We start from the raw sequence: 25,759 nt of genomic DNA, 5'->3' as shown, positions 1-25,759 counted from the left end.
GTCAGAGCGCGTAACTGGGTTCGTGCCGTTTGACGACCGTGATGACGCGGTAGGTCACCGGCAGGAGGATGACCTCGACGGCGACCTTGTAGACGAAGCCGACGACGATGTAGGTGAGGAAGTCGAGGCCGGGGATGACCCCGGCGAACGCGATCGTGCAGAAGAGCAGCGTGTCGACGAACTCGCCGACCCCGGTCGAGGTGAGGAGGCGGACCCAGAGCTTCGACTCGCCCATGCGCTTCTTCACGGCGACGAGGACGTAGGAGTTGAGCAGCTGCCCGACGAAGTACCCGGCCAGGGAGGCCGCGACGATGCGCGGGTAGAAGCCGAGGACCGCGGCGAACGCATCCTGATTCTCATACCCCGGTCCCGGCGGTGAGATGAGGACGAGCCAGAAGACGAAGGTCGCGAGGATCTGCAGGGCGAAGCCGGTGATCACGGCCTTGCGGGCGGCCTTGAAACCGTAGACCTCGCTGATGACGTCGCCGAGGATGTAGGCGATGGGGAAGAGGAACGCCCCGCCGTCGGTGACGATGGGGCCGAAGCCGATGACCTTCGTCGCCGAGATGTTCGAGATGATGAGGACCGCGCAGAAGATCGCGAGGAAGATCGCGTAGTACCGGCCGCGGGAGGATGCGAAGGCCGCGAGGCGGTGGGTGGGTTCGGTCTCGCTGCCCTGGTCGTCACTGGCCTGCGACAACGGCGATCTCCTTCCCGCCGGTCAGGGCGACGAGCTGGTCGTAGGTGAGCGGCATCATCGAGTGCGGGGTGCCGGCGGCGACCCAGAGTTCGGGGAACTCGCGCAGGGCTGTGTCGATGTAGGTGGGGATCGGTGCGGGGTGGCCGATGGGGGCGACCCCGCCGATGACCTGACCGGTCGCTGATCGCACGAGGTCCTTGTCGGCGCGGTCGAGGGAGTCGACGCCGATGAGGTCTGCGACGACGTCCGTGTCCACGCGGTGGGCGCCCGAGGTCATGATGAGCACAGGGTCGCCGCCTGCGGAGAAGATGAGGCTGTTGGCGATCGCTCCGACGTCGACTCCGAGCCGCTCCGCCGCCGAGGCGGCCGTCGGGGTGGCCTCGGTGAAGACCGTGATCTGCGGGTCGATCCCGTTCGTGGTGAGGATCTCGGCGATGCGGGTGATGTTGGGATGGCGGTCGGTGTCGGCGTCGGACTCAGCATCGTTCTCGGCCGGCTCAGGGATCGCCTCGGCGAGGCCGCGACGGCGCAGGAGGGGGCCGACGTCGGGACGGACGCCGAAGAACCTCTCGATCGCGCTCATCGGGTCGACCGAGTAGCCGGGGGCGAGGATCGCCTCGCGGAACCCGTCGCCGGCTTCCCGGCTCAGCCCGCCCTGGGCCTCGAACCATTCGCTCACCCACGCGGCGATGACCTCGGAGTAGAGGTACGAGTAGTAGCCGGCGGCGTACCCGGAGGCGAAGATGTGGCCGAAGTACGTCGTGCGGTAGCGCGGGGGCACGAGCGGGGCGAACCCGGAGGCGGCGAGGACCTCGGATTCGAAGGAGAGCACATCGGTGATGTGCTCGCCGGCTTCGAGCGAATGCCACGAGAGGTCGAGCATGGCCGCGGCGAGGTATTCGATCGTCGAGAAGCCCTGCCCGAAGCTCTCGGCGGCCAGCAGCGCGTCGACCATCTCGGTCGGCATCGGCTCACCGGTGTCGACGTGGACGGCGTAGTGGGGGAGGACCTGAGGGTGGAAGCGCCACATCTCGTTGAACTGGGAGGGGAACTCGACGTAGTCCCGGGGCACCGAGGTGCCGGCCGTCGACGGGTACGTCGAGTTCGCGAACAGGCCGTGGAGGACGTGGCCGAATTCGTGGAAGAGCGTCGTCAGCTCGGTCGGGGAGAGCAGCGTGGGCCGGCCCGGTCCCGGTTTGGCGAGGTTGAGGGAGAGGGTGGTGACGGGCAGGTCGCCGGTCAGCCTCGAGGCGGGGACGAGCTGGTCCATCCACGCTCCGCCGCGCTTCGTGTCCCGGGCGTAGGGGTCGATGAGGATGAGGCCGAGGGTGCGGTCGGTGGTGTCGGTGACCTCGAAGGCGAGGACGTCGTCATGCCAGCCGGCGATGTCGTCGCGGGCGGCGAAGGCGATCCCGTAGAGTCCGGTGGCCGCACGGAAGACGCCGCCGGAGAGCACGGTGGAGAATTCGAAGTACTTCGCGACCTCGTCGGGGTCGACGCCGAACTCGTCCTGCCGGTACTTGGCGAGGTAGTGCATGACATCGGAAGGGGCGATGTCGTCGAGTCCGTAGCGGGCGCGGACCGTGTCGAGTTCGGCGGTCAGCTGGGCGTTCGCGGGGGCGATGAGGGAGGAGACGATGTCGGCGGCGGCGTCGGGGCCGCCGGCGGTCTGGTTGTCGATCGCATAGGAGGAGTACGAGGGGTAGCCGAGCAGCTTCGCCTGCAGGGCCCGCAGTGCGGTGATGTCGGAGACCTGCGCGCGGGTGTCGCCCTTCCCGCCCTGGGATCCGCGCGCCATCGAGTTCGCGAGCACCCTTTCGCGCGTCTCCGCGCTGGTCAGGGGGCCGAGGACGAGCTGCTGGGTGAAGTTGTTCAGCGGCAGCAGGTAGCCGGTCTCCTCGCGTTCGCCGGCCCGGGTGGCTGCGGCCGCGATCTGGTCCTCGCTCAGTCCCGCCAGCTGACCCACCTCGCCGAGGTGGACGGCGAGTTCGCGTGTGTCCGTGCCGAGTGCCCGGGAGAAGGAGGTCGAGAGCGCGGTGAGTTCGGCTTCGATCGTCGCCATGTGCGCGCGGTCCTCCTCGCCGAGGCGGGCTCCGGCGCGGACGAAGTTCTCGATCGTCAGCTCCTGGTGCCGTTTGTCCTCGGGGTTGAGGTCGGTGGTGGGCACCTGTTCGATGCGGTGGAAGAGGTCGACGTTCAGCAGCATCTGAGTGCGGGTCGCGGACAACCGGACCCACACCTCGGCGACGGCATCCGTGAGCTCAGGGGTGAGGTGGTTCGATTCGATCGTGCGCACGAGGGCGGCGAGCCGTGCCATGGGCACGGTCGCCGATTCGAAGCGGACGGTGGCGGTGGCGAACGTCGGATCGGTCTCGTCGGTGACGATGTGGTCGACCTCGGACAGGGCGAAGTCGGTCGCGGCCTGGGCGGCGGCGATGAGGGAGTCGGGGGTGACGGCGGTGAAGTCGGGGAGGGAGAAGTCGCCTTGTGGGTCGAGGAGTTCGTCCCAGACATCGGCGGCCGTTGGTTCGGAACTCATCGTCGACGTACCACTTTCTTCACGATCTTCTCAGGTAACGCCTCCGATCCTAACGCGTGGCGGCCGCAGGGCGCATGGTTGCTGGCTAGACTGGGGCGCATGAGCAGCACATCCTTCCCCATCACCAATGCCTTCCGACTCGGGTTCATGGGCACCCTCGGCGTCGGGCTCGCCCTTGTGCTCATCACCGCGGTGCAGTCGGTGGGGACCGTGCTCATCTACATCGGACTCGCGCTGTTCCTCGCCCTCGGGCTCGATCCCATCGTCCAGTGGCTGGTGGCGCGGAAGCTGTCGCGGACCCTGGCCGTCATCCTCGTCGTCGTCGCGTTCATCGGCGTCGTCGTCGGCGTCGTCCTGCTCATCGCGCCGGCCGTGATCTCGCAGATCCAGCAGTTCATCACCGACCTGCCGGGGATCATCGCGAAGCTGCAGACGACCGAGTGGGTCCAGGACCTGGAGAACCGGTTCACCGGGGCAGTCGACGTCGATTCGATCTTCTCGAGTGCGACCGCGTGGGTCTCGGATCCGAAGAACGTGCTGTCGGTGGGCGGCGGCGTCGTCTCGATCGGGGCGGGGATCCTCAGCTTCGTCAGCGGCGTCATCATCGTCGTCATCCTCACGATCTACTTCGCGGTGACCCTGCCGACGATCAAGGCGGCGATGCTCTCGCTCGTGGCTGCGAGCTCGCGTGAGACCGTCGGTTCGGTCTCCGATGAGATCACGCGGTCGGTCGGGCGCTACGTCCTCGGCCAGCTCTCGCTCGGCGTCATCAACGGCGTGTGCTCGGCGATCTTCCTCACCATCATCGGGGCGCCGCTGCCGGCGCTGCTTGCGTTCGTCGCGTTCCTCGCCTCGCTCATCCCGCTCATCGGTCCGATCTCCGGTGCCATCGTCATCACGGCCTCGTGCCTCATGGTGTCCCCGGGTCTGGGGATCGCGGCGGGTATCTACTACCTCATCTACATGCAGATCGAGGCGTACCTGCTCAGCCCGCGCATCATGAATGCCGCGGTCGCGGTGCCCGGTGCCCTCGTCATCATCGCCGCGATCGCCGGCGGCACGCTCGGCGGTGTCCTCGGAGCCGTCGTGGCAGTGCCCGTGGCCGCGTCGTTCCTCATCATCATCCGCAAGGTGATCATCCCCGCGCAGGACAAGAAGTAGGGGCTCAGGTGTCGCTTGGTCGGCGGCGTCAGTCGTCGGCCGAGCGGCGGAGCTGAAGGCGTGGGCCGATGACCGGGCTCAGGTGTCGTCGTGATCGCTGTCTGTGTCGCTGTTGCGAGCGGAACTGCGGTCAGCCAGGCGTCCGATGACGAACCTGCTGAGCACGAATGTCACAAAGTAGGTGAGAGCGCCGATGGCGATTCTCAGCAGGACGTCGACATCGCGACCGAGGGGGAACCCGACGAAGACCACGGCCGTGATCCCCAGCAGGTAGGGGAGGGCCCGGAGAGTGGGGCTGAGGTCGCTGTTCATACGCTCAAGCGTAGCGCGAGCGATGGCTGATCCGAGCCGGATGAACACCGAGCTTGCAGAGGACTGACGACCATGTTCGAACAGCACTGACGACCGTGTTCGAACAGCACTGACAAGAGATGCTTCGCGGCAGCCGACACTCAGACGACCCCCGCGGATCGTGACCGGGTCACGATCTGCGGGGGCCGGTGGGGATGAGCCCGATCGTCAGCCGCCTCTCCAGGCGGTCAGCGGTGTGCTTCACGTGGCGGGGAACCCCCGGTGCTTCACTCGGTGAAGAGTGTGCCTCACTCGGTGAAGGGCACGCTGTCCTCGTGGAGGGCGTTGTGGAGGAAATCGATGGCCACGGTGCGGGCAAGGTTCGCGGCCTTCGTGTTCCGGAGGCTGTCGAGGAGGAGGAAGTCGTGGACCATGCCCGCCACGCGCAGCGAGGTGACAGGGACGCCGGCTTCGCGCAGCTTGTTCGCGTACTGCTCGCCTTCGTCGCGGAGGACGTCGGCTTCGTCGGTAATGACGAGGGTCTCCGGAAGTCCCTTGAGCTCGTCGAGGGTGGCCTGCAGCGGTGAGGCGTACTTCTCCTTCCGCTGGGCGTCGTCGGTGGTGTAGGCGTCCCAGAACCACTTCATGCCGTCGCGGGTGAGGTAGTAGTCGTCGGCGAACTGGATGTAGGACGGGGTGTCGAAGTCCGCGTTGGTGACCGGGTAGAGCAGGGCCTGGGCCTTGAGGTCGAGCCCGCCGCGGTCCTTGTTCATCAGGGCGAAGACCGCGGACATGTCACCGCCGACGGATTCGCCGGTCACGGCGATGCGTGAGGTGTCCATGCCGCGGGAGGCGCCGTTCGCGGCGACCCACTGGCCGACGGCGTAGTTCTGCTCGACCTGAGTCGGGTACTTCTTCTCGGGCGCGCGGTCGTAGACGGGGAAGACGCCGACAGCGTTCGCACCGACCGTGAGCTCGCGGAACAGCCGGTCGTGGGTCTTGTCGTCTCCGAAGACCCAGCCGGCGCCGTGGATGTAGAAGAGGACGGGCAGGTCACCGGTCGCGCCCTTGGGTCGGATGATGCGGGTTCGCACAGTGCCCCACTCCCCGGCGTCGACGTCGACCCATTCCTCGTCGACATCGGGGCGCTCGACGCCTTCGCCGCTCTGGAGATCGACGAGGATCTTCCGGCCTTCCTCCGGCGGGACTTCGTAGATGCGCGGATGTGGGGCGGTCGCCTCGGCGAGCTCCTTGGCTTCGGTTTCGAGGAACGGGGTGACGGGCTGGGGGATCTCTGACATGGGAGCGGGCTCCTTCGGTGTCGGTGTCGGCTTCGGTGGTGCGAGGCGATTCCGAGGTGCGTCGAGGCCGGTCCGATGTGACAACCGGCCTGTTCCTCAAAACGGCCTGTTCCTCAAGAGTGCCTGTTCCTCAAGAGTAGGAGGGCGCCTATGATGGCGCCATGGTCGCAAACGACACGTACCTGGGGGATGACGACAGTCGCGGGCTGGTGAACGACGGCAGGCGGCAGTCCAGGAGCGACGATGGTCGTCGGCGGGGGAACGCAGACAGGTGTCGCCCGGAGATCGCGATCGTGCGGTATCGGGAGTGCCAGCTCGCGGCTGTCTATGGGCTCACGGATGTCTTCCGCGTGGCCGATGAGCAGTTGGCGCTCGTCGGCCGGGGCGGGGAAGGCGCGCGGGTGAGCCATTGGGAGTGGTCGGACGACGGGGTCGTGTGCACGTTCGATTCGGATCCGGGCACGCCGAATGCGCCCACGCATGTCGTCTTCCCACCGAGCCTGGTGCCCCCGCAGGGGATGGACGCCGCTCACGCGCTCCGTGATTGGGCTCTGCTTCGGCGTGATGAGGGTGCGGTGCTCTGCGGTCTGTGTGCGGGGGTGTTCGTGCTGGCGGAGACGGGGCTGCTCGACCGTCGCCGGGCGACGACGCATTGGGCGTTCGCCGAGGAGTTCGCTCGCCGGTTCCCGGCTGTGCGCCTCGACGCGCGTCGGATGGTCGTCGATGAGGGCGATGTCATCACGGCGGCGGGGATCATGGCGTGGCTCGACTTCGGGCTCTCTCTCGTCGAGTCGATGTTCGGGCCGAGCATGATGATCCGCACGTCGCGGTTCATGCTCGCCGATGCGCCGCGGACGGACCAGCTGCCATACATGGGTCAGCTTCCGTCGACGACCCACGACGACGAGGTCGTGCGCCTGGCCGAGGAGACGATCGATCGGGAACTCGGGTCGTCGCTGACACTGGGCGGTCTGGCTGCTGCGACGTCGACGCATCCGAGGACGCTGCAGCGGCGGTTCAAGGCTGCGACGGGGAAGACGGTGACGCAGTACGTGCAGTGTCTGCGGGTCGAACGGGCGAACCATGCGTTGGCAACGACGGACGAAACGTTCGAGTCGATCGCTCGGTCCGTCGGATACGACGATCCGACGACTCTGCGCCGGCTCATTCTGCGCGAGACCGGACTGACTCCGACCGGTTACCGGCAGAAATTCGGCGCGAAGTCCTTGGTCGGAGGACGGGGTCAGACCTTGGTCGGGGGACGGATTCAACGGCGGTAGGGAGTCCGGTCGCTGGGCCGGCAGAGCCGGCCGGTCAGAAGGGCGGTGGGTCGCCACTGTCCCACACCCATTCAGGGGCGGCCGGCCGCTTTCTGCCGCTCGTTCGCAGGGAGTCAGTTCGTCGCACCCACCCTGGCGTCCCGACTCCGCCTTCGGGGCCCGGGCACTCCTCGCCGATGCGGACGTCGCCTGGCTGAGGTTCGGGTTCAGGCGGAGGTGGTGGGAAGCGCGGATCGACATAGTCGGACGACGACCCGCTCTCTGTGTGTCCGGTGCTCTCCAGGAGCTCGCCGCTCGCCATGAGCCTGGCGTGCTCGACGTTGACAGGGTTGTCCCCTGCAGCCACGTTCGCACGGATTCCGTGCGGGAATCGGTACTCGATGATCCCTCTGTCGTTCATGGCGACGGAGTAGTTGCCGTCGGTTTTACTCTGATGGTCCTTCTTGCACAGGGGGTGAAGGTTGCCGAACACGGTCAGCCCTCCCAATGCGGGATCGTCGTGGTTGAAGGGGATGATGTGGTCGACTTCGGATGACTCGGCGCGTCTTCGGCATCCGGGCATCGTGCACGCCTGCCATTTCGCGGTGAGCGTCTGGCGGATCCTCGCTGGAATGTAGTAGCTGGTGGCGTTGGCGTCGACAGGGGTTCCGGTTGCAGGATCAGTGAGGATCCGCGTCCACGTGGAGCACTCCTTGGCGATCCTGCGTGCTGTGTCCGCGGGGATCGGCGAGCCGTCGGGGAAGGTGCCGGGCAGGTCGGAGTACCCGAGGAGGGTGAGGAACGGGACCGTGGTGATCATCTTGCCCTGCCCTGCCAGCCAGTAGGCGTCGGTGGGCATGGTGAGGAGGATGTCGATCAGCCTGCCCTTCCTGCGGACGGTGCCGATGAGGTGGTCGTCGGTGCTGTCGGGTTTCACGTCTTCATCGGCGAGAGCGCTGGGAAGTTCGGTGCGAACGATGCGCCCGAACGCCGAATCGATGATCTCGAGGGAGGCCGGCTCGCGCCCACGGTCAGCGTCACCGGCGGGGTCGGAAGTGGTGCCAGCAGGGTCGGAAGGGACACTGGCCGAGGCGGCGGAATTCCTCTGAGCCGTTCCGCCGGCAACGGAAGGTCGGTTGTCGGTGTCTGCGCTGTCGAGGTCGATGCCGACCGCCTCGGCGGCTGCGGTGATCCGGTCGGCGACGTCGGCGACATTTCTCACGCCCTCGAGGTCGATCGGCAGATCACTGGTCTCGATCTGCCCGGTATCGGTGTCGTCGGTGCGGACCTGGATGCGGACCTGCGGGCAGGTGCGGGTGAAGATGTCGAACATGAGGGCCGCGATCTCGCGGTCGTCTTCGATGACGGCGCCGTCCGGGATCTGGTCGCCGAACGCTGCGGTGTTGCCGTTGCGGATTGCTTTCGCGAAAGCCTCGATGCGGAGGAAGCAGGCCTGCAGCTCGGCCGACGGCCCGGTCAGGGTGAGACACGAGGACCCGTCGGGGTAGGTGGTGATGTCGACGCGACGACGTTCGAACGCCTGCCGCGTGCGCTCCTCGACGGGTTCGAGGACGCTGACCCTCATGGCGAGCGACTTCTTGAACGTCTCGATCGTGATGTCGGCGCGCCGCGATTCGAGGTAATCGTCGATGTCGGGGAGGTGGGAGAACTGCACGTTCTTGCACAGTCGAGTCGCGGCATGGACGTGGGCGATGGTGAATTCTCCCGCCCGGCACCGAGCATGGAACTTGGGCAGGCCGTGGACCAGGGTCATCGCGTCGTTGATGTGTGCGTAGGTGCCTGCGGTGGTGGTGCCGAGGATGGCGGTGAACTCGCCGATCTCCTCTGTGTGGGAATGCATATGGACCCATCCGTCGATGGTCTGGGTCTCCCGGAACCTGGGGAAGCCGGGCAGGGCCGTCGTGTCCGGGGTCTCTGAGGGGGAGTCGCCTCGGTGGTCCGGGTCTGCAGAGGAATCGCCTTCCGCCATCGAGCTGGCGGACGGTTGCGATGAGCTCTCCGCATTCGCCTCGGCGAGCGAACCGGCGTCCCCGTCGGCGTTGTCGGCTTCGTGGTCTTCTTTGCTCGCGGTGGCGAAGCGGATCGCGGTGTCGGTCAGTGATGCGTGCTGGTACGGGGACTCCGGTGAGGGGTTGATGAGGCCCAGGTGATCGATGACTTCGGCGAGGAAGAGCGAGGCGGTTGTCTCGAGGGCGGCGAACTGAGCGCGGTCGCTGCTCGTGTAGACGTCCAGGACGTCAGCGAACGGGGAGTCGGGGTCGATCTCGAGGCGGGGAGGCGTCATCAGCTGGTCAGGCGGCTCATCATCGGCAGCACTCGAACCAGGTCCTGCGGGGTTCGCGAGGTCTGTCACTGCCGTTCACCTGCCTTCTCCATATCGGTGTGGATCGTTGCCCTCAGTCTAGACCTCAGAGCAAATTGTGTCAATAGAAATTTCGAAACTGGTTCGAACTAAGATTCATATGAATTCACTCTGCTGAGCGATTTTCGGCGATCGTCCTAGCGGGTATGGAGAGAATCGAGCACCTCGGGAAGCAAACGTCGAGGTGGTCGGCACAGATCGCGTGCAGCCTCGAGTTTGATCATCGGACCGGACTCAGCCGGTATCGATTCGGCGTCTGAGAGGTGCCATGCACTATTCATCACGCGGACGTGTCTGTGCAGGTGGCCGGTGTGCCGTGACAGTCGCCTCATCGGGCAAGTGGGCGCCGGCGGGTCATCGTCATTCGGTCGGAGAAACAAAATGAGCTCGACCAGGCTGCCAGTGTGGCCGGATCCGCAGCCGTCGTCTGGTCACGTCGCGCTCCGCGCGGTCAGTGATTGCGACATCGTCATGGCGCAGGAGCTGTCGACCGACCCGTATGTTCCGCAGACAGGATCTCTGCCGTTCAATGCCTCCGAGTCGCAGGCTCGTGACTGGGTCCGCAGGCAGCAGAATCGGTATGCCGACGGGTCAGGCTTCTCGTTCACGATTGCTGCTTCGGAGAGTGGTGAGCCCGTGGGGCATTGCGGTCTGTGGCTTCGCGACCTTGCACATGGGAACCCTCAAACCCTTCCAGTTCCCTTGTTCCGGGATTGCGCGAGGCCTAGGCTGGAACGACAGAGTCAGCAGTCGGAAGGCGTGCCGTCGCGACGCCGCACCACCGCCCCGACGTGCGACCACTTGATGGAGGTCATGTCATGAGCGAACAGATCGACACCGCGAAGGTCGGTGCAACCGACATTTCGACGGACCGGACGGCCGCAGAGAGCAGCGTTGTCACCGAAGAAACCGCGCCGCTCGCCCTCGAATCCACGCCGACGATCGAGGGGGAGACGAAGTCCCGGGTGGCGATGACGCAGGCGACGGTCGACCTCCTCGGCGAACTCGTCGCCAAACACGGTCAGCTGATGTTCCACCAGTCGGGCGGCTGCTGCGATGGGTCGTCGCCGATGTGCTTCCCCGAAGGCGATTTCCTCACCTCCGACGCCGATGTCCTGCTCGGCCACTTCGAACTGCCCCTGCCCGAGGCCGACGCGAACGGGTCGAGCGCGAACGACGGCCCGACCACTTCGGGTATCGACTTCTGGATGTCGGCCGAGCAGTTCGAATACTGGAAGCACACGCACCTCACGGTCGACGTCGTCCCCGGCCGGGGAGCGGGTTTCAGCGTCGAATCCCCGACCGGCAACCGATTCATCATCCGCTCGACGCTCATGGACATCGGATAGCGCCGGATACCGGACTGCGCGGGACATCGGACAACGTCGGGCGGGGCACCACGCCGGACATCACGCTGCGCCGCACGCCCGGTTGCGATCGCCCGACCCTACTTCCCCGGCGCGATGAGCTCTGGTTCGCCGAGTGAGAGCATGAGGCGATTCGCCCAGTTGAAGAACGCCGCGGCACCGATGACGTCGACGACGTCGGCATCGTCGAGCCCCGCCTCCCGCAGCGCGCCGACCTGCTCCGGCCCGAACGCAGAGGGTGTGAGACTGAGAGCGACCGAGGCGTCGACGACGGCATCCCACACCGGATCGCCGAGGCTGGAGCGCCCTGCCGTGCCCGTGTCCAACAGCCGCTGGACGACCTCCCTGCGACCGGACTCCTCGCTCGCCCGATCCGAATGGATCGACGCGCAGAACAGGCACCCGTTGAGGCGCGAAGCCGCAGTCGCCGCGAGCTCCCGCTCGGCACGACCGACCCCGTCGGTGACGTTGAAGAAGATATCGAGATCGGTCAGCGTCCGCGCCCGCAGCGCCGCCGGATCCCTGGCGAGCAGCCGGAAGTACGGATTCTTCGCCCGCCCCACCTCGATGAGCGCCTCACGCTGAGCCTCCGTGAGATCCGCCTCCGCGACCGGCGCGATCCACGGTACCCAGCCGAGCCCGGCCTGCTGGAAGACCTCGGGCCTGGCCAGGTCAGGGTACGTGCGCACCCGGTCGCCCACCTCGGCGAGGGCAGTCGGATTCGACGTCGACCCGGACCGACCCGAGACCGCAGGCGACCCCGACCCCGCCGAGGCGGTCGCGCCCTGACCGTCGCCGGGATCCCGAAGATCACCCGAGGTCAGCGGCCGCAGCGGCACCGGATCCGTGACCGCGGCCGGGGCGTGGGCAAGCGCGGCGAGGCCGGCGCTGAAGCGGACCTGGAAGCTCACGAACGACACGAGCTGGGCAAGCGTGACGATCCCGTCCTCGTCCCAGCCGGCCGCGAGCAGACGGGCGAGATGCTCAGGCCGGGCATCGCGGGGATGGAGGGTGAGCAGGTGCGCGAATTCGATCCCCGCCGAGGTGGCCTCCCCAAGCGTGTCCCGTGAGTTCGCGTCGATGCTCAGCTCCGGGCCCGCGACGTTCTCGCTGGTCAGGGCCGCCGACTCGTACGAGCCGAAGGGTCCGCGCACGGGACCGTGGGAGTCGAGGTCGACGACGACCTCGTCGAGGAGTTCGGCGACCGTCCACGACGCGGCTTCGTCCTCGTCGCGGAGGAGATCACGGTAGAACTCCTCCCCGGCCGCGGACCCGAGCAGGCCCGCGGTGAACGCGGCGATGACGTAGCGGTCGCGGTAGGAGAAGGCGCCCGGCTCATCCGGTTCGAGGAGCGCTTCGAAGCTCAGCTGCGCGTTCTCCTTCGCCTGCGCGCGATGGTCGCGGATGGCGTCGAGCGGGTCGCCGTCGGTGAGGCCGGCGAGGAGGTTGATGATGTCGGGCATCTCAGCGCGCCGATCCTGCCGCGGCAGCGCCAACGCCGCCAGTACCGGCACCCGCGCCGGCACCCGCGCCGGCACCCGCACCCGTTCCCGCAGCTCCCGCGGCACCGTCGACCTGCAGCCCGAGCGCGGGAGCGACCTCGGTGGCGAGCAGTTCGATCGAGCGCAGCGTGTGCTCATTCGTCGCGGGCACCGAATGGACCTGGAAGCTGACATCGCTCACCCGCGAGAGCACCCGATCCTCAGCCAACCGCTCGATGACCTGTTCGGGCGTGCCGAGGTACGTGTCGGTCGCTGCGAGCAGCTCGTCGAGGCTGAGGCCCGAGGTGTCGTAGCCGACGAGCCGATCCGCCTCGGCGCGCAGGGCAGGTTCGGTGAGCTCGCGCAGGCGCGGCAGGTCCTCGGCGTCGGCGACGACGGCGGTGCGTGAGGCGAGAATGCGCGGCTCTACACCGTTGGGCAGTGCGGACAGGTAGGTGTCGATGACAGGCAGCTGCACCTCGTCGAGAGAGGCCCCGGTGTTCTCGGCCGGGCGCGGCTGCGTGCGGGAGAGCATGAGACCGTCCCCGGCCGCCCCGGCCGCGCCCGCACCGGCGGCGGAGAACGTCGCCTGCCAGAGGCGGCCTCCCAGGCCCGGTGCCTGCGGATAGAGGCGGTAGCCATCCGCTCGTGCGTCGCCGGAGCGCTGTGCGTCCCCGGCATGCAGGGTCTCCGCGGCCAGCAGGGTCCGCAGAGCGCCGAAGTTGTCGGCGAAGACCTCACGCCGCTCACCGAAGGTCGTGCCGAACGCAGGGAACGACCGCGGGTTGCCGCCCGAACCGAGCCCGATCTCGACGCGACCCTCGGCGAGCACGTCGAGGACCGCGGCGTCCTCGGCCACGCGCACCCCGTTCTCCATCGGCAGGGTGATGATGGCCGTGCCCAGCCGGATCCGCGAGGTCCTCGCCGCAGCATGCGAGAGGAAGACGAGCGGGGAGGGCAGACCGCCCTCGGTCGCAGAGAAATGGTGTTGGGCGACCCAGGCGGTGGCGAACCCGAACCGCTCGGCCGTCTCGATCTGCTCGAGCGCGAACCGGTACCGCTCGTCCGCGGGGGCGTCCTCGAGGAGCCGGGTGAAGAATCCGAGCCGCGGGCCCGAGGTCAGGGTGGGGGCGATGGTCTCAGTCATGGTGGTTCTCAGCTTTCTGCTGCGGCGAAGGTGCCGGTCGGACGGGTGTCGTCGGCAGCGGCACCGGAGGCGATTGCGCCGTCGGTCCGGGCGCCGACGACCGGGGCATCGGTGGACGGGAGAATCGCGAGCGGGCGGGGGATCGCGTCGAGGAGCGCCCGCGTGTAGGCGGTCCGCGGTCGGGTGAAGAGGTCCTCCGTCGGCCCCGATTCGACGAGGTGGCCCCCGGACATCACCGACACCGTATCGGCGATCTGCCGCACCACCGAAAGGTCGTGGGAGATGAAGACATAAGTGAGGTCGAGCTCGTCCTGCAGTTCGCCGAGGAGGTCGAGGATCTGCGCCTGGACCGTGACGTCGAGCGCGGAGACCGCTTCGTCGAAGACGACGAGTTCCGGCCCGGCGATGAGCGCCCGGGCGATCGCGACCCGCTGCAGCTGCCCGCCGGAGAGCTCCCGCGGCCGGCGGGAGACGAAGTCGGTCGGCAGGGCCACCTTGTCCAGGATGTCGGCGACCCGTGTCTCGCGGTCGGCGCGGGTGCCTATGCGGAAGTTGCGCAGCGGTTCGATGAGGATCGCCTCGATCGACTGCATCGGGTCGAGCGCCGAGTACGGGTTCTGGTGGACGAGCTGAACCGTCCGTCGCAGCGCCCGCAGCCGTTCCCGTCGGTCCCGTCCCTCGCCGAGGCGGCTCGCATCGATCTCGCCGATGCGCACCGACCCGGCCTGCGGGGTGATGACCCCGGCCAGGGCCTTGCCTGTCGTCGTCTTCCCCGACCCGGATTCGCCGACGATGCCGTGGGTGGTCCCGCGGGCGACCGTGAACGAGACGTCCTCGACGCCGATGACCGGTGCGGGACCGGCAGCGGCGGAGCCGGCATCCTCGGTGCCCGCATCAGCCTCGGCGTAGATCTGCGTCAGCCCGCTCACGGCGACGAACGGCACCGACGACGTCTCGATCGCACGAGCACGCGGGGCCGTGGCCTGCAGGGCAGGAGCGTCGGCAAGCAGTCGTGCGGTGTACTCGGTGGCAGGGTGGGAGAAGATCTGCGCGGCCGTGCCCGTTTCGACGACCCGGCCCGAGCGCATGACGACGACCTCATCGGCGCGCTCACCGGCGACCGCGAGGTCGTGGGTGATGAGGAGGACGCCCATTCCCGTCTCGGCGCGCAGTTCGTCGAGGAGGTCGAGGATGCGCTTCTGCACCGTGACATCGAGTGCCGAGGTCGGTTCGTCGGCGATGAGCAGCCGGGGCTGCAGGGCGATGGCGGCGGCGATGAGCACGCGCTGGCGCATGCCGCCGGAGAGCTCGTGCGGGTACTGATCGGCCCGCAGCTGCGGACGGTCGATGCCGACGCGCTCGAGCAGGTCGATGACCTGGGCGCGTGCGGAACGGCGGTCTGCCCGGCGGTGGATGCGCAGCGCCTCGGCGACGGAGGCCCCCACGGTGCGGAGCGGATTGAGCGAGCTGCCGGGATCCTGCGGAACGTAGCCGATCTGCGCACCCCGGACGTCCCGCCAGGCCCGCTGGGACAGGGAATCGAGGGCCACCTCGCCGAGGTGGATCGACCCGGAGTTCACCTTTGCGTTCTCCGGCAGGAGACCCAGGACCGCGTTGGCCGTCGTCGACTTGCCCGACCCGGATTCGCCGACGACGGCGGTCACGTGTCCGGGACGGACGGTGAGGTCGAGGTCGTCGACGGCGGGTTCGCCGGCACCGCCTCGGCGGGCATAGTCGACGGTGAGCCCGCGCACGGACAGCAGGGAATCGGGAGCGAGGACGGAGGTCATGATGTCGCCTTTCGCAGGGTGTTGCCGATCTGGTGGGTGGACAGGACGATCGCCATGACGACGAGGCCCGGCAGCACCGTCAGCCACCATGCGGTGGCGACGAAGTTGCGACCTTCGGCGATGATGAGGCCCCATTCCGGGGTCGGCGGGGGCGTGCCGTAGCCGAGGAAGCCGAGCGTGGAGATCTGCAGGATCGCCGAGCCGATCTGGAGGACGGCGAGCGTGAGGACAGGGGAGAGCGAGTTCGGCAGGATGTGGCGGACGAGCACCGAGGCGTACGTGCCACCGGACCCGTAGGCGGCGGTGACGAAGTCGCTCGTGTTGATCCGCACCGCCTGGGAGCGGGCGAGCCGGGCGAACTGCGCGATCGCGGTGACCCCGACGGCGATGGCTGCGTTGATCGTGCCGAAGCCGAGGACGATGACGATCGAGAGGCTGAGCAGGATCGCCGGGATCGAGAGGAGCACGTCGACGGCACGCATGAGGACGTCGTCGATCCAACCGCGGCGGGTGCCTGCGATGAGTCCGATGCTCGTGCCCACGACGAGTCCGACGCCGACGGCGACGAGGGCGGCGAGCAGAGACTGGGAGGCGCCGTAGACGACGCGGGTGAAGACGTCGCGGCCCGTCTGGTCGGTGCCGAACCAGTGCTCGAGGCTCGGCGCGAGGAGTGCCGGAGTGGTTCCGCCGTCGTTGGGGTCGTACTGCGTGAACAGGCCGGGCACGAGTGCCCAGAGCACGGTGACGAGGAGGACGAGACCGGAGACGACGGTGGCCGGGCCGATGAGGGTGCCCGAGGTGCGGCGGGTGGTGCGGCCGGGGCGGCCCGAGGTGGAGCGGTCCACGCGGCGGGTGTTGGGGCCGGTGCGGGTGAGGCTGGAGATGAAACTCATGAGGTCCTCGTTCCCTTCGTGTCAGTGCCGTATGCGACTCTGTCCGTACTGGAAGGGCCGGTGACGGAGCCGGTCTCGGGAGGGGCGGTGTCGGTTGCGATGGGGTCGGTGACGGGTGACTCGTCCCAGTCGAGGCTGACTCCGACGCTGCCGGCGCTGGCCGTCAACGCCGCTCGAGTTGCGGCGTCCGGCACCGCGCCGGTGGAGCTGACCGGGTCGGAGTCGTTCGCCGAGGTGGCGGTCGCGCGGGCCGGGCCTGTTGCGGTCGCGTGGGCCGCGGTGCCTGCCCTGCCCGCGGTGCCCGCTTTCGCCGAGGCGGCCGCTGGGGTCCGGCGCAGGCGGACATCGATGACGGGATAGAGGAGGTCGACAGCGAGATTGATGACGACATAGCCGAGAGTCGCGATGACGACGACGGCGAGCAGGATCGGGTTGTCGCGGTTCGTCACCGCCTGCGCGGTGATCTGACCGATGCCGTTGCGGCCGAAGACCGTCTCGGTGACGACGGCCCCGGCGACGAGTTCGCCGAAGATCAGCCCGACGATCGTCAGTCCCGGCAACAGGGCGTTGCGGGCCACGGTGTGGATGAGGATCCACCGCTCCGAGGCGCCCTTGGCCGCAGTGACCTTGACGAAGCCTGCGGCCTTGACCTCGGTGATCGAGCGGATGAGGACCTGGGCGATCGGGGCTGAGAGCGGGACCGCCACGGTGAGCGTGGGCAGGATGAGCGCCTCGGCAGGGCCGGGGGAGACGACGGAGACGATCCCGAGCTGGAAGGAGAACACCTGGATGAGGAGGATGCCCAGCCAGAACACGGGAATGGAGATGAAGAGGCTCGGCACCGAGTCGAGCACCTGCCGCACCCACGCCCGCGGTCCCGTCGCCGGGCCGTAGGTCGCGAACACCGCGATGAGCACGCCGAGGACGACGGCGGTGAGGAAACCGGACACGGCCAGGGCGATCGTCGAAGGCAGAGCCGCGGCGATGATCGTCGACACGGCCGCGCCTGTCTGGACGGAGAACCCGAAGTTCCCGGTGAGGAAGCCGCCCAGAGTGATGAGGTAGCGGGAGATCAGCGGGGCGTCGGCACCGGTCTCGGCGCGGATGGCCGCGACCTGTTCGGCGGAGAGCCCGAGTGCGGGATCGGCGAAGCGCGCGGTGACCCCGTCGCCGGGGATGGCGGAGAGGAGGATGAAGGCCGCAGTGAACGCGAGCAGCAGGACGAGCACGGCCTGGCCCAGCCGCAGCAGGAGGTATCTGAGGTCGATCATCGTCAGCTCGCAATCCAAGTGCTGTAGAAGTCGGGACGGCCCACGGGTTCGGTCGCGAAGCCGCGGACGCGACGGCGGAACGCGAACACCTGAGGCTCCTCGAAGAACGGGAGGACGTAGGCCTGGTCGACGAGGTAGTCCTGGACCGCCTCGGCGGCGGCCTGGCGCCTCGTCGTCTCCGGTTCGGAGGCGAGCGTCTCGAGGAGCCGGTCGATCTCCGGGTCGACGCTGCTGTCAGGGGCGTCATCACGGCCGGCGGCGTTGAGGAAGACGTCCCGGTTGACCGAGGAGTAGTTCGAGCGCAGGTTGTCGTAGTCGGCGCGGGCGACCATCGAGTGATAGATCTGGACGCGGTCGAGCTCCAAGGCGTCGAGCGTCTGCTTCGCCTGGTCGCCCGGGTTGATCGTCAGCCGCACTCCGACGCGGCGCAGCTGCTGTTGGATGAGGGTCTGGACCTCGTTCGACCGGGGTTGGGGCAGGGCCGTGTTGACGGTCAGCGCCAGCACCTGCCCGTCCTTGCTCCGGTACCCGCTGGAGGTCGCCTGCCAACCGGCCTCGTCGAGGAGACGGTTCGCCTCGGCGGGGTCATAGGTCCACGACCCCGACTGGTCCTTGTACCCCATCGCTCCCTTGGCCAGCAGGCCGGTGGCAAGCGGGTAGTTCGGGGTGAAGAGCTTGTCGACGATCTCCTGCCGGTCGATGGCCGAGATGAGGGCCTGCCGGACGCGGATGTCGGAGAGCAGGTCCGTGCGGAATCGGAAGTTGATGCTGTTGTTGATCCCGTTCGTCGCCTTCGCATAGAGGCGGAGACCCTGCTCCTTCACCCGCGTCTCGTCGGGTGCCTGGACGTCGCGGACCCCGTCGGCCTGCCCGGAGAGCACCGCGCCGATCCGCACCGAGTACTCATTGTTGACGAGGTAGTCGATGCCGTCGAGGTAGGCCCTGCCCTGATGCTTAAGATGCGGGGGCGCCCAATCGTAGTCTTCGCGGGCGCGGACGGAGAGCTTCTGCCCGATCGTCTCGGCACTGATGTAGAAGGGGCCTGCGGTGTGGATCTTCGTCGCGCTTCCCGGCCCGAAGCCCTCGGCGTCGAGGTCGAGGGTCGAATCGGCGAGGAGGCCCGCATTCATCGTCGACGTCGCCTGGGCGAAGCCGGGGGAGGGTGCGGTGAAGTGGAAGCGGACTCGGGACGCGTCGAGGACCTCGCTGCGGTCGTAGTTCGAGATCTGCTCGGACACCGGCAAGGTACGGGCTTCGTCGCCGCGGCCGAAGAGATCGAAGTTCTTCGCCACATTGGCCGGGGTGAGCGGCGACCCGTCGGAGTAGGTCACGCCCGGACGCAGGGTGAACGTGTACTGCGTGGCATCGGCGTTGACCTCGGGCAGCGCTGCCGCCAGCCACGGGTGGAGTTCAAGGGTCTCCGGGTCCTGCCAGAGCAGGCGGGCTGCGATGTTGTTCATGATCCCGCCGTTGGGGTAGAAGCCGACGGACGGTGGGTAGAGCAGCGTCCACGTCTGCGGTTCGAAGTACGTGAGCACCCCGCCGTCGACGGGTGAGCCGCCGCTGAGCGGGTCGGTGTCCGTGGGTGTGCAGGCGCTGAGCGTGAGGAAGGTGCCGAGTCCGAGTCCGACGCCGAGGATGCTGCGGCGGGTGGTCGTCTGCCTCGCCGAGGCGGGTGCCGCCGAGGCGGGAGGAGCGGAGATCATGCGTGGGTGTCCTTCGAGCAGGTGGGACGGAGGTGTCCGGAGAGCAGATGGCAGGGTGTCGACGTCGCGGATCGGAGCTGTTTAGCTCAACAATCGACGCGTGGCATCAATTCCATGTCGGCGCACATCATGGTTCGACATGTGGCGCGGCGGGAGGTCGTCTGCATGCCATGAGTCAATCCCATAAGGGCGAAAGCTGTCAATCTGTGCCTTAATATTGAGACATGATGCTGCCTGCCGACTTCGATCATCTCGTCATCGCCGTCCCGAATCTCGCCGAAAGTGTTGAGCAATGTGAAGCCGTGCTGGGGGTTCGTCCGGTCCCCGGCGGAGTGCATCCGGGGCTCGGGACGGCCAATGCGCTGCTCGGTCTCGACATCGGCGGCACTCGCGCCCGGCGCGCCTATCTCGAGATCCTCGGGCCCGACCCCGACCAGGATCCGCAGCTCTCCGCACCCCGCCTGGGCGGGGTGAGCGCACCCATCGTGCAGCGGTGGGCGATCCACCCGAGCGACTTCGACGGGGCCGTCGCGGCAGCCGCAGGTGCGAGCGATCCGGCGGTCGACCTCGGCGAGGTCCACGACATGACGAGGCGGACACCGGAGGGTGAGACGCTGCGATGGCGGCTGACGCGGCGGATCCCGCTCGCCCTCGGCGGCATCCAGCCGTTCCTCATCGACTGGCTGGACTCGCCGCACCCGGCGAGCCGGGACATGCCGAGCGTGAGCCTCGCGCAGTTCTGGGCGACGAGCCCCGACCCGGCCGAACCTCGCGCCGTCCTCGCGGCCCTTGATGCGAGGATCGAGGTCGAAGAGGGCGAGGCCGACTCCCTGCACACACGACTGGAAGGACCCCGCGGACCATGGATCCTCTGATTCCCGCACATCTCGACCACCTCGTCGTCACCGTCCCCGACCTGTCGGCCGCCGTCGCCGAGATCGAGGCGACCACCAGGGTGCGCGCCGTGCCGGGCGGCCGGCATCCCGGGCTCGGGACCGCGAACTTCCTCATCGGGCTCGCACCGGCCGGTTGGGAAGCGGGGGCTCGGACCTATCTCGAGATCCTCGGACCCGACCCGGAACAGGAGAGGCCCGCAGACGGCACCCTGCCTCTCGACGCGCACCTGGCGACGACGCCGCGGCTGCAGACGTGGGCGATCCACCCGCCGGCATTCGCCGCGAAGGTAGCTGCCGCGAACACCGAAGGCGTCGATGTCGGCGAGGTCCGCGACATGTCCCGCGAGACCGCCGACGGTGAGCTGCTCGAGTGGCAGCTGACCTCCCGGGCGCCCCTGCCGGGCGAGGGCACACAGCCGTTCCTCATCGACTGGGGGCTCTCGCGGCATCCCGCCGAGGGTGAGCTGCCGAGCCTTGAACTGCTCGGCTTCGCCATCGAATCGCCCGAACCCGATCGCACTCGTTTCGCCCTTGAGGTGCTCGGAGCCTCCGACACCGAGGTGGTGGCCGGACCTGAGTTCCGACTGCGTGCTCGTCTGCGGGGTCCGGGCGGGGAACTCGCCTTCTGAGCGGTATTCACCTTGAGGTCCCGCGGAGGAGCGGGCCTCGCGGTTAGACTCGCAGGTGTGATTCCGCCCCTCCCTGTCACAGAGAACGGTCCGCGCTCTGCACGGATCGGCCGTGCCGCCTCGGCGATGGCCGTTGCAGTCCTCCTCACCGCCGTGAGCGCCTGCGCGCCCGCCGAAGAACCGACGGAGACCCGCAGGACCCCGCAGGTCGTCGAGACGATCGCGGCCCCCGCGGTCACCGAACCCCGCGAACCGACCGAGAAGCCGACCGAGTCGTCCGGCGGCGGGGAGGATGTCAGCGAAGATGACATCGACATGAAGGGCAGCGGGTCGTGGAATCGGCCCGCCGAGGAGGTCGGACCCAATCGCGAAGGAGGCCGGTCGTTCAAGGTCGCCCTGCGTGTCGAGGACAACCTGCCCATCGACGTCGACGAGGCGGCCGCCTTCGTCATCGACACCCTCCAGGACAAGCGTGGCTGGCAGGACATGGACGGCGTCTCGATCGAACTCGTCGACAAGGGCCAGGACGCGATGATCAGCATCGCGAGCCCGAACACCGTCGACGAGATGTGCCTGCCGCTGAAGACCCTGGGCAAGCTCTCGTGCCGCAACGGACCCAACGTCATCCTCAACGCCAAACGCTGGGTGAGTGCGACGAAGGAGTTCGACGACCTCACGCAGTACCGGCAGTACCTCATCAACCACGAGGTCGGGCATGCGCTCGGCCACGGACACAAGTCATGCCCGGGCAAGGGCAAGACCGCTCCGCTCATGCAGCAGCAGACGAAGGGTCTCCAGGGCTGCACACCCAACGGGTGGCCGTCGAAGGGGTAGCTCGTTCGTCGAACTGCCAGCCGGACCGTTTCAGGGGCAGCCTGCTGGGCGGTCAGTCCGCCCGGTCCGGGTGTTCCGCGTCGGTGAAGAGGCGGCCCGCGACGTCCTGCTGGGCCAGCCGGCGCAGAGACAGCAGCACCGGTTCGAGAAGGACCGTGCCGAGGACCGACTGGCGGACGGCTCGGGAGATCTCGTCGGTCGGCACGGTCGCGACCTCCGCCTGGGCGAGATCATGGACCGTACGCCCGTAGCGCGCCAATCCGCCGTCGACGACATCGATGCCACCGGCCTCGACCGCGCGTAGAGCGCTCGCGAGCTGAGTGAGTTCGACGCTGCCCGGATCGACCGTCCAGCCGAGTTCGGCGACGAGCTCTCGGGCAGGGCCGAGGTCCGGGTCCTCGTCGGAGGCCGTGCCGGATGCACCCGTCGGGGCCGTCGCCGTCTGCGCAGCACCGAGCACGTCGAGGAACGTCTCCGGCGGATCGTCGATGACCCTGAGTACGCGCCCCGCCGCCTCGACCGAGAGCCTCGCCGGGCCGAGGAGCGCACGGATGAGCTCGAGCCGGTCGACGTGCGCCTCGGAGTAGACCGCCTGCGTCGCCGAGGTCCGCTCGCCGGGTGGCAGGAGTCCTTCGCGCAGGTAGTACTTGATCGTCGCCACCGGAACGTCGGTGCGACGCGAGAGCTCGGAGATGCGCATGCGGACCTCGTTTCGTCGACCGGTCACGGGCTGCGACTGTCCGTGGAATTCGCCCCTTGACAGAATCGCCCGCCATATTGGAAAGTGAAGGTATCCAATATTGGAGAGTTCAGGTATCCAGTATGTCAGGAGAAGGCGATGACGACCAAAGCGACCATGCAGCAGGGCTCGAACGTCGGGCCGGAGAAGCTCACCCACGACTACGACGGCGAACTCGTCGTCTTCATCATCGGCATGCGGATCCGGCAGTGGTGGCGCCCGGACCTCTGGGTGCCGGTCTTCACCGCGATGCCGCGGATGCTCGCCGAGCTCTCCGCGGATCCGGACTCGGGAATGCGCGGCTACCGACTCGTGTTCGACCCACGTGGGCCCTGGCTCGTCCAGTACTGGGACTCGCTCGAGAAGCTCTACGCCTACGCCGCCGACCCGGCGGCGAAGCACCGACCGGCGTGGACGGCCTTCAACAAACGGGCCCGCTCGGCACCGAACGCCGTCGGCGTCTGGCACGAGACCTTCCCCGTCGACGGGGCCGAGTCGATGTACGTCGGCACTCCGCCGCTCGGCCTCGCGAAGGCCGTCGGCACCCGCCCGGTCGGTCCGCGCAGCGCCCGCGCCCGCGACCGGCAGGCCCGCCGGGACCGGTGAGCTGCCGTCGCGGAGGAGCCTGCGGAGACCTCGCTCACGCTCGGATTCGAGCGGGGAATAACCCCGAAGTGATTCTCGTTGATTGGGTCAAAGGACTTAACTGAGTCACCCTGACTCAACTTTCAAGAGGAGGTCACTTTGGCTAACTTCTTCGGACCTTCCGGCGGCGGCGAGGGCTCGTTCGACGAGTTCCTCGCCCGCTACCTGCAGGGTCAGAACACTCCACGGCAGGGACGTTCCGTCGACATCAACCGTCTGCTCACCAAGCGCACGCGGGACCTCGTCGACGGCGCTGCCGACTATTCGCGCGGACGCGGCCAGGAAGAGGTCGACGCGCTCCACCTGCTGCGCGTCATGGTCGAATCCGAACACGGCGCGGCCTCACTGCGCCAGATGGGCGCCGACCCCGAGGCGATCGTGCACGCGATCGACGAACGGCTCCCGCAGGCCGCTCCTGCGCGCACCGGCGACGGTGCCCCCACGCTGACCGGCGCCGCCCAGAAGGCCCTGCTCGACGCCTACCAGGTGGCGCGCGCCTTCGGATCGACCTACATCGACCCCGAACACGTCTTCTTCGCCTTCGTCCTCAACCAGGAGATGCCCGCCGGGCGGATCCTCGCTCAGGCCGGCGTCACGCAGGCCACCCTGCAGGCCGGCGCACAGGCCGAGGCCAAGCAGAACCAGGGTGCCGAGACCGAGACGGGAGGTGAGGAGACGATGCTCGAGAAGTTCGGCACGGACCTCACCGCGCTCGCCGCAGAAGGGCGGCTCGACCCGGTCATCGGCCGCGGCGACGAGATCGAGGAGACCATCGAGATCCTCGCCCGCCGGACGAAGAACAACCCCGTGCTCATCGGTGAGGCCGGCGTCGGCAAGACCGCCATCGCCGAAGGCCTCGCCCAGGCCATCGAATCGGGCGAGATCCCCGCGCAGCTGCGCGGCAAGCGCGTCGTCTCCCTCGACATGCCCGGCATGCTCGCCGGCACCCGCTACCGCGGTGACTTCGAGGAGAGGCTGACGTCGACCCTCGACGAGATCGCCGAGGACGGGGACACCATCGTCTTCGTCGACGAGCTCCACACCCTCGTGGGCGCCGGCGGCAACGGCGAATCGAACTCGATGGATGCCGGCAACATCCTCAAGCCGAGGCTCGCCCGCGGAGATCTCCACCTCCTCGGCGCGACGACTCTGCGCGAGTTCCGCACGATCGAGAAGGACTCGGCTCTGGCCAGGCGCTTCCAGCCGGTCATGGTCGGGGAGCCGAGCATCGAGGACGCCGTGACGATCCTCGACGGCCTCTCCGGTCGCTATGCCGAACACCACGGCGTCACCTACGACGCCGAGGCGATCCGCGCCGCCGTCGAACTCTCGCACCGCTACATCACCGACCGGTTCCTGCCGGACAAGGCGATCGACCTCATCGACCAGGCCGGTGCCCGGCTCTCCCTGCGCCGCGGACCCGTCGTCGACACGGCGGCGATGCGCGCCGAACTCGGCGAGCTCGAAGCGGAGAAGAACTCGGCGATCGCCGCGGAGAACTTCGAACGGGCAGGAGAGATCCGCGACGAGATCTCCCGCCTCACCGACCGACTCGAGGAGGTCCTGAACTCAACGACCGCCTCGGCGGAGGACGGTGACGGCGTCGTCGATGCCGAGCAGATCGCTCAGGTCGTCTCCCGGGCCACCGGCATCCCGGCGTCGAGCATGACGCAGGAGACGAAGATCCGCCTCGCCGGGCTCGAGGACATGCTCCACGGGCGCGTCGTCGGTCAGGACGACGCCGTGACCGCGGTGTCGAAGGCCATCCGCCGGTCCCAGACCGGAATGGGCGACCCGGCCAGGCCCATCGGCAGCTTCCTCTTCCTCGGCCCCACGGGCGTGGGCAAGACGGAGCTGGCGAAGGCGCTCGCCGCGACCCTCTTCGACGACGAGTCGGCGATGATCCGGTTCGACATGAGCGAGTTCGGGGAACGGCACACCGTGTCCCGTCTCGTCGGCGCCCCTCCCGGGTACGTCGGCTACGACGAGGCCGGCCAGCTCACCGAGCAGGTCCGCAGGCGGCCGTATGCGGTCATCCTCCTCGACGAGGTCGAGAAGGCGCACCCGGATGCGTTCAACCTGCTCCTCCAGGTCCTCGACGACGGTCGGCTCACCGACGGTCAGGGCCGGACGGTCGACTTCCGCAACACGGTCATCATCATGACCTCGAACCTCGGGTCCGAGTTCATCGGCCAGAGCACCCCGCTGGGCTTCACCTCGGCGGATGCCACGGTCACCGACCGTGACCTGCGGGCGAAGGTGATGGGCAGGCTCAAGGAGGTCATGCGTCCCGAGTTCCTCAACCGGATCGACGAGACCGTGATGTTCACCCGCCTCGACCGCGTCCAGCTGCGGGAGATCGTCGGGCTCCAGCTCGAACTCTCGATCGAGCGCCTGGGCCGTCAGGGCATCGCCCTCGACGTCACCGAGGAGGCTATGGACTGGCTCGCCGAGGCGGGCTACGAACCCGAGTTCGGTGCCCGTCCACTGCGCCGTGTCATCCAGCGCGAGCTCGACGACCGGATCGCTGACATCCTCGTCACCGAGGCGGTCGGCGAGGGCGGAGTCGTCGACGTCACCGTCGTCGACGGTCAGCTCGCCGTCACCGCGCGAGAGAGCGCGCCGCTGGCCGCGTGAGTGCGGACTCCGTGGGCGCGTGAACTGAGCGCTGCCGCTTGAGCGCGGCTGCTTGAGCGCGGCTGCAGAACGTGTGTGACTGCACGGGCC

The 25,759-nt window shown here is 68.1% G+C and carries 20 protein-coding genes; 8 read left to right on the top strand and 12 right to left on the bottom strand.

Going from position 1 to position 25,759, the window contains the following annotated elements; translation table 11 throughout:
- Position 1: 1 nt before the first annotated feature.
- Together AAHA49_RS10790 and AAHA49_RS10785 are read right to left on the bottom strand one after the other, a co-directional pair.
- Entirely contained in the window at positions 2–700 is a 699-nt protein-coding gene (locus AAHA49_RS10790) for a queuosine precursor transporter (RefSeq protein WP_342038276.1), read from the bottom strand.
- On the bottom strand, positions 684–3,239 hold the full coding sequence (locus AAHA49_RS10785; protein WP_339393066.1) for a M3 family metallopeptidase: 2,556 nt from the start codon (positions 3,237–3,239) through the stop codon (positions 684–686). The genes AAHA49_RS10790 and AAHA49_RS10785 overlap by 17 nt, the downstream gene beginning before the upstream one ends.
- Before the next feature lie 99 nt (positions 3,240–3,338).
- Here AAHA49_RS10785 and AAHA49_RS10780 point away from each other — a divergent pair, with 99 nt between their 5' ends.
- Positions 3,339–4,400 carry an AI-2E family transporter gene (locus AAHA49_RS10780; protein ID WP_339393065.1) on the top strand — a complete coding sequence of 354 codons (1,062 nt, stop codon included), beginning with the start codon at positions 3,339–3,341 and terminating at the stop codon, positions 4,398–4,400.
- A gap of 78 nt (positions 4,401–4,478) precedes the next feature.
- On the opposite strand, the gene AAHA49_RS10775 is transcribed toward AAHA49_RS10780, so the two are convergent.
- Together AAHA49_RS10775 and AAHA49_RS10770 are read right to left on the bottom strand one after the other, a co-directional pair.
- Positions 4,479–4,712, bottom strand: coding sequence for a hypothetical protein (locus tag AAHA49_RS10775; protein ID WP_339393064.1), 234 nt, complete (start codon positions 4,710–4,712; stop codon positions 4,479–4,481).
- Between the two features lie 287 nt (positions 4,713–4,999).
- On the bottom strand, positions 5,000–5,992 hold the full coding sequence (locus AAHA49_RS10770) for an alpha/beta hydrolase (RefSeq protein ID WP_342038275.1): 993 nt from the start codon (positions 5,990–5,992) through the stop codon (positions 5,000–5,002).
- Positions 5,993–6,153: 161 nt separating this feature from the next.
- On the opposite strand from AAHA49_RS10770, the gene AAHA49_RS10765 reads away from it, so the two are divergent.
- The gene (locus AAHA49_RS10765) at positions 6,154–7,272 is read left to right on the top strand and encodes a GlxA family transcriptional regulator (protein ID WP_342038274.1); all 1,119 of its coding nucleotides are present in this window, start codon (positions 6,154–6,156) and stop codon (positions 7,270–7,272) included.
- Positions 7,273–7,306: 34 nt separating this feature from the next.
- On the opposite strand, the gene AAHA49_RS10760 is transcribed toward AAHA49_RS10765, so the two are convergent.
- Positions 7,307–9,625: an HNH endonuclease signature motif containing protein gene (locus AAHA49_RS10760; RefSeq protein WP_342038273.1), complete on the bottom strand. Its 2,319-nt coding sequence runs from the start codon at positions 9,623–9,625 to the stop codon at positions 7,307–7,309.
- 827 nt (positions 9,626–10,452) lie between these two features.
- Here AAHA49_RS10760 and AAHA49_RS10755 point away from each other — a divergent pair.
- Positions 10,453–10,983 (top strand): DUF779 domain-containing protein, encoded by a 531-nt coding sequence (locus AAHA49_RS10755; protein WP_342038272.1) that lies wholly within the window; start codon positions 10,453–10,455, stop codon positions 10,981–10,983.
- A 98-nt stretch (positions 10,984–11,081) separates the two neighbouring features.
- Here the strand turns inward: AAHA49_RS10755 and AAHA49_RS10750 are convergent, their stop codons facing one another.
- The 6 genes from AAHA49_RS10750 to AAHA49_RS10725 are packed head-to-tail and all read right to left on the bottom strand — an operon-like array spanning position 11,082 to position 19,289.
- A complete protein-coding gene (locus tag AAHA49_RS10750) occupies positions 11,082–12,464 on the bottom strand; it encodes an alkylhydroperoxidase domain protein (protein ID WP_342038271.1) in 1,383 nt (460 codons plus the stop codon).
- A gap of 1 nt (position 12,465) precedes the next feature.
- Entirely contained in the window at positions 12,466–13,629 is a 1,164-nt protein-coding gene (locus AAHA49_RS10745) for a putative FMN-dependent luciferase-like monooxygenase (RefSeq protein ID WP_342038270.1), read from the bottom strand.
- A gap of 8 nt (positions 13,630–13,637) precedes the next feature.
- The gene (locus tag AAHA49_RS10740; RefSeq protein ID WP_342038269.1) at positions 13,638–15,419 is read right to left on the bottom strand and encodes a dipeptide ABC transporter ATP-binding protein; all 1,782 of its coding nucleotides are present in this window, start codon (positions 15,417–15,419) and stop codon (positions 13,638–13,640) included.
- Positions 15,416–16,312 (bottom strand): ABC transporter permease, encoded by an 897-nt coding sequence (locus AAHA49_RS10735; RefSeq protein WP_342038268.1) that lies wholly within the window; start codon positions 16,310–16,312, stop codon positions 15,416–15,418. Before AAHA49_RS10735 ends, AAHA49_RS10740 begins: the two co-directional genes overlap by 4 nt.
- Positions 16,309–17,583: an ABC transporter permease gene (locus tag AAHA49_RS10730; protein ID WP_342038267.1), complete on the bottom strand. Its 1,275-nt coding sequence runs from the start codon at positions 17,581–17,583 to the stop codon at positions 16,309–16,311. Before AAHA49_RS10730 ends, AAHA49_RS10735 begins: the two co-directional genes overlap by 4 nt.
- A 2-nt stretch (positions 17,584–17,585) precedes the next feature.
- Positions 17,586–19,289 carry a TIGR04028 family ABC transporter substrate-binding protein gene (locus AAHA49_RS10725; RefSeq protein ID WP_342038266.1) on the bottom strand — a complete coding sequence of 568 codons (1,704 nt, stop codon included), beginning with the start codon at positions 19,287–19,289 and terminating at the stop codon, positions 17,586–17,588.
- A gap of 224 nt (positions 19,290–19,513) precedes the next feature.
- Here AAHA49_RS10725 and AAHA49_RS10720 point away from each other — a divergent pair, with 224 nt between their 5' ends.
- From AAHA49_RS10720 to AAHA49_RS10710, 3 genes are read left to right on the top strand one after another with little or no spacing between them, the layout of a single operon-like run.
- The gene (locus tag AAHA49_RS10720; protein WP_342038265.1) at positions 19,514–20,164 is read left to right on the top strand and encodes a VOC family protein; all 651 of its coding nucleotides are present in this window, start codon (positions 19,514–19,516) and stop codon (positions 20,162–20,164) included.
- Positions 20,152–20,814, top strand: a complete 663-nt coding sequence (locus tag AAHA49_RS10715; protein ID WP_342038264.1) for a VOC family protein — start codon at positions 20,152–20,154, stop codon at positions 20,812–20,814. Before AAHA49_RS10720 ends, AAHA49_RS10715 begins: the two co-directional genes overlap by 13 nt.
- Positions 20,815–20,871: 57 nt before the next feature.
- Complete coding sequence (locus tag AAHA49_RS10710; RefSeq protein ID WP_342038263.1) at positions 20,872–21,648, top strand: DUF3152 domain-containing protein; 777 nt, start codon at positions 20,872–20,874, stop codon at positions 21,646–21,648.
- A 52-nt stretch (positions 21,649–21,700) separates the two neighbouring features.
- On the opposite strand, the gene AAHA49_RS10705 is transcribed toward AAHA49_RS10710, so the two are convergent.
- Positions 21,701–22,348 (bottom strand): MerR family transcriptional regulator, encoded by a 648-nt coding sequence (locus AAHA49_RS10705; protein WP_342038262.1) that lies wholly within the window; start codon positions 22,346–22,348, stop codon positions 21,701–21,703.
- A 138-nt stretch (positions 22,349–22,486) separates the two neighbouring features.
- Here AAHA49_RS10705 and AAHA49_RS10700 point away from each other — a divergent pair, with 138 nt between their 5' ends.
- Together AAHA49_RS10700 and AAHA49_RS10695 are read left to right on the top strand one after the other, a co-directional pair.
- Positions 22,487–22,993, top strand: coding sequence for a DUF4188 domain-containing protein (locus AAHA49_RS10700; protein ID WP_342038261.1), 507 nt, complete (start codon positions 22,487–22,489; stop codon positions 22,991–22,993).
- Positions 22,994–23,131: 138 nt separating this feature from the next.
- Positions 23,132–25,669 carry an ATP-dependent Clp protease ATP-binding subunit gene (locus tag AAHA49_RS10695; RefSeq protein ID WP_342038260.1) on the top strand — a complete coding sequence of 846 codons (2,538 nt, stop codon included), beginning with the start codon at positions 23,132–23,134 and terminating at the stop codon, positions 25,667–25,669.
- Positions 25,670–25,759 lie beyond the last annotated feature (90 nt).

Origin of the sequence: Brevibacterium ammoniilyticum (assembly GCF_038429965.1) — a bacterium.
GTDB classification, from domain to species: Bacteria; Actinomycetota; Actinomycetes; order Actinomycetales; family Brevibacteriaceae; genus Brevibacterium; species Brevibacterium ammoniilyticum.
The sequence above is the reverse complement of the archived record's forward strand: the minus strand, read 5'-3'. Positions and strand labels throughout refer to the sequence as shown.

Coding starts and splice junctions, on each gene's coding strand:
- AAHA49_RS10780 (WP_339393065.1), top strand. CDS start 3,339: ATGAGCAGCACATCCTTCCCCATCACCAATGCCTTCCGACTCGGGTTC.
- AAHA49_RS10730 (WP_342038267.1), bottom strand. CDS start 17,583: ATGATCGACCTCAGATACCTCCTGCTGCGGCTGGGCCAGGCCGTGCTC.
- AAHA49_RS10745 (WP_342038270.1), bottom strand. CDS start 13,629: ATGACTGAGACCATCGCCCCCACCCTGACCTCGGGCCCGCGGCTCGGA.
- AAHA49_RS10770 (WP_342038275.1), bottom strand. CDS start 5,992: ATGTCAGAGATCCCCCAGCCCGTCACCCCGTTCCTCGAAACCGAAGCC.
- AAHA49_RS10715 (WP_342038264.1), top strand. CDS start 20,152: ATGGATCCTCTGATTCCCGCACATCTCGACCACCTCGTCGTCACCGTC.
- AAHA49_RS10735 (WP_342038268.1), bottom strand. CDS start 16,312: ATGAGTTTCATCTCCAGCCTCACCCGCACCGGCCCCAACACCCGCCGC.
- AAHA49_RS10725 (WP_342038266.1), bottom strand. CDS start 19,289: ATGATCTCCGCTCCTCCCGCCTCGGCGGCACCCGCCTCGGCGAGGCAG.
- AAHA49_RS10705 (WP_342038262.1), bottom strand. CDS start 22,348: ATGCGCATCTCCGAGCTCTCGCGTCGCACCGACGTTCCGGTGGCGACG.
- AAHA49_RS10755 (WP_342038272.1), top strand. CDS start 10,453: ATGAGCGAACAGATCGACACCGCGAAGGTCGGTGCAACCGACATTTCG.
- AAHA49_RS10785 (WP_339393066.1), bottom strand. CDS start 3,239: ATGAGTTCCGAACCAACGGCCGCCGATGTCTGGGACGAACTCCTCGAC.
- AAHA49_RS10750 (WP_342038271.1), bottom strand. CDS start 12,464: ATGCCCGACATCATCAACCTCCTCGCCGGCCTCACCGACGGCGACCCG.
- AAHA49_RS10775 (WP_339393064.1), bottom strand. CDS start 4,712: ATGAACAGCGACCTCAGCCCCACTCTCCGGGCCCTCCCCTACCTGCTG.
- AAHA49_RS10700 (WP_342038261.1), top strand. CDS start 22,487: ATGACGACCAAAGCGACCATGCAGCAGGGCTCGAACGTCGGGCCGGAG.
- AAHA49_RS10765 (WP_342038274.1), top strand. CDS start 6,154: ATGGTCGCAAACGACACGTACCTGGGGGATGACGACAGTCGCGGGCTG.
- AAHA49_RS10720 (WP_342038265.1), top strand. CDS start 19,514: ATGATGCTGCCTGCCGACTTCGATCATCTCGTCATCGCCGTCCCGAAT.
- AAHA49_RS10740 (WP_342038269.1), bottom strand. CDS start 15,419: ATGACCTCCGTCCTCGCTCCCGATTCCCTGCTGTCCGTGCGCGGGCTC.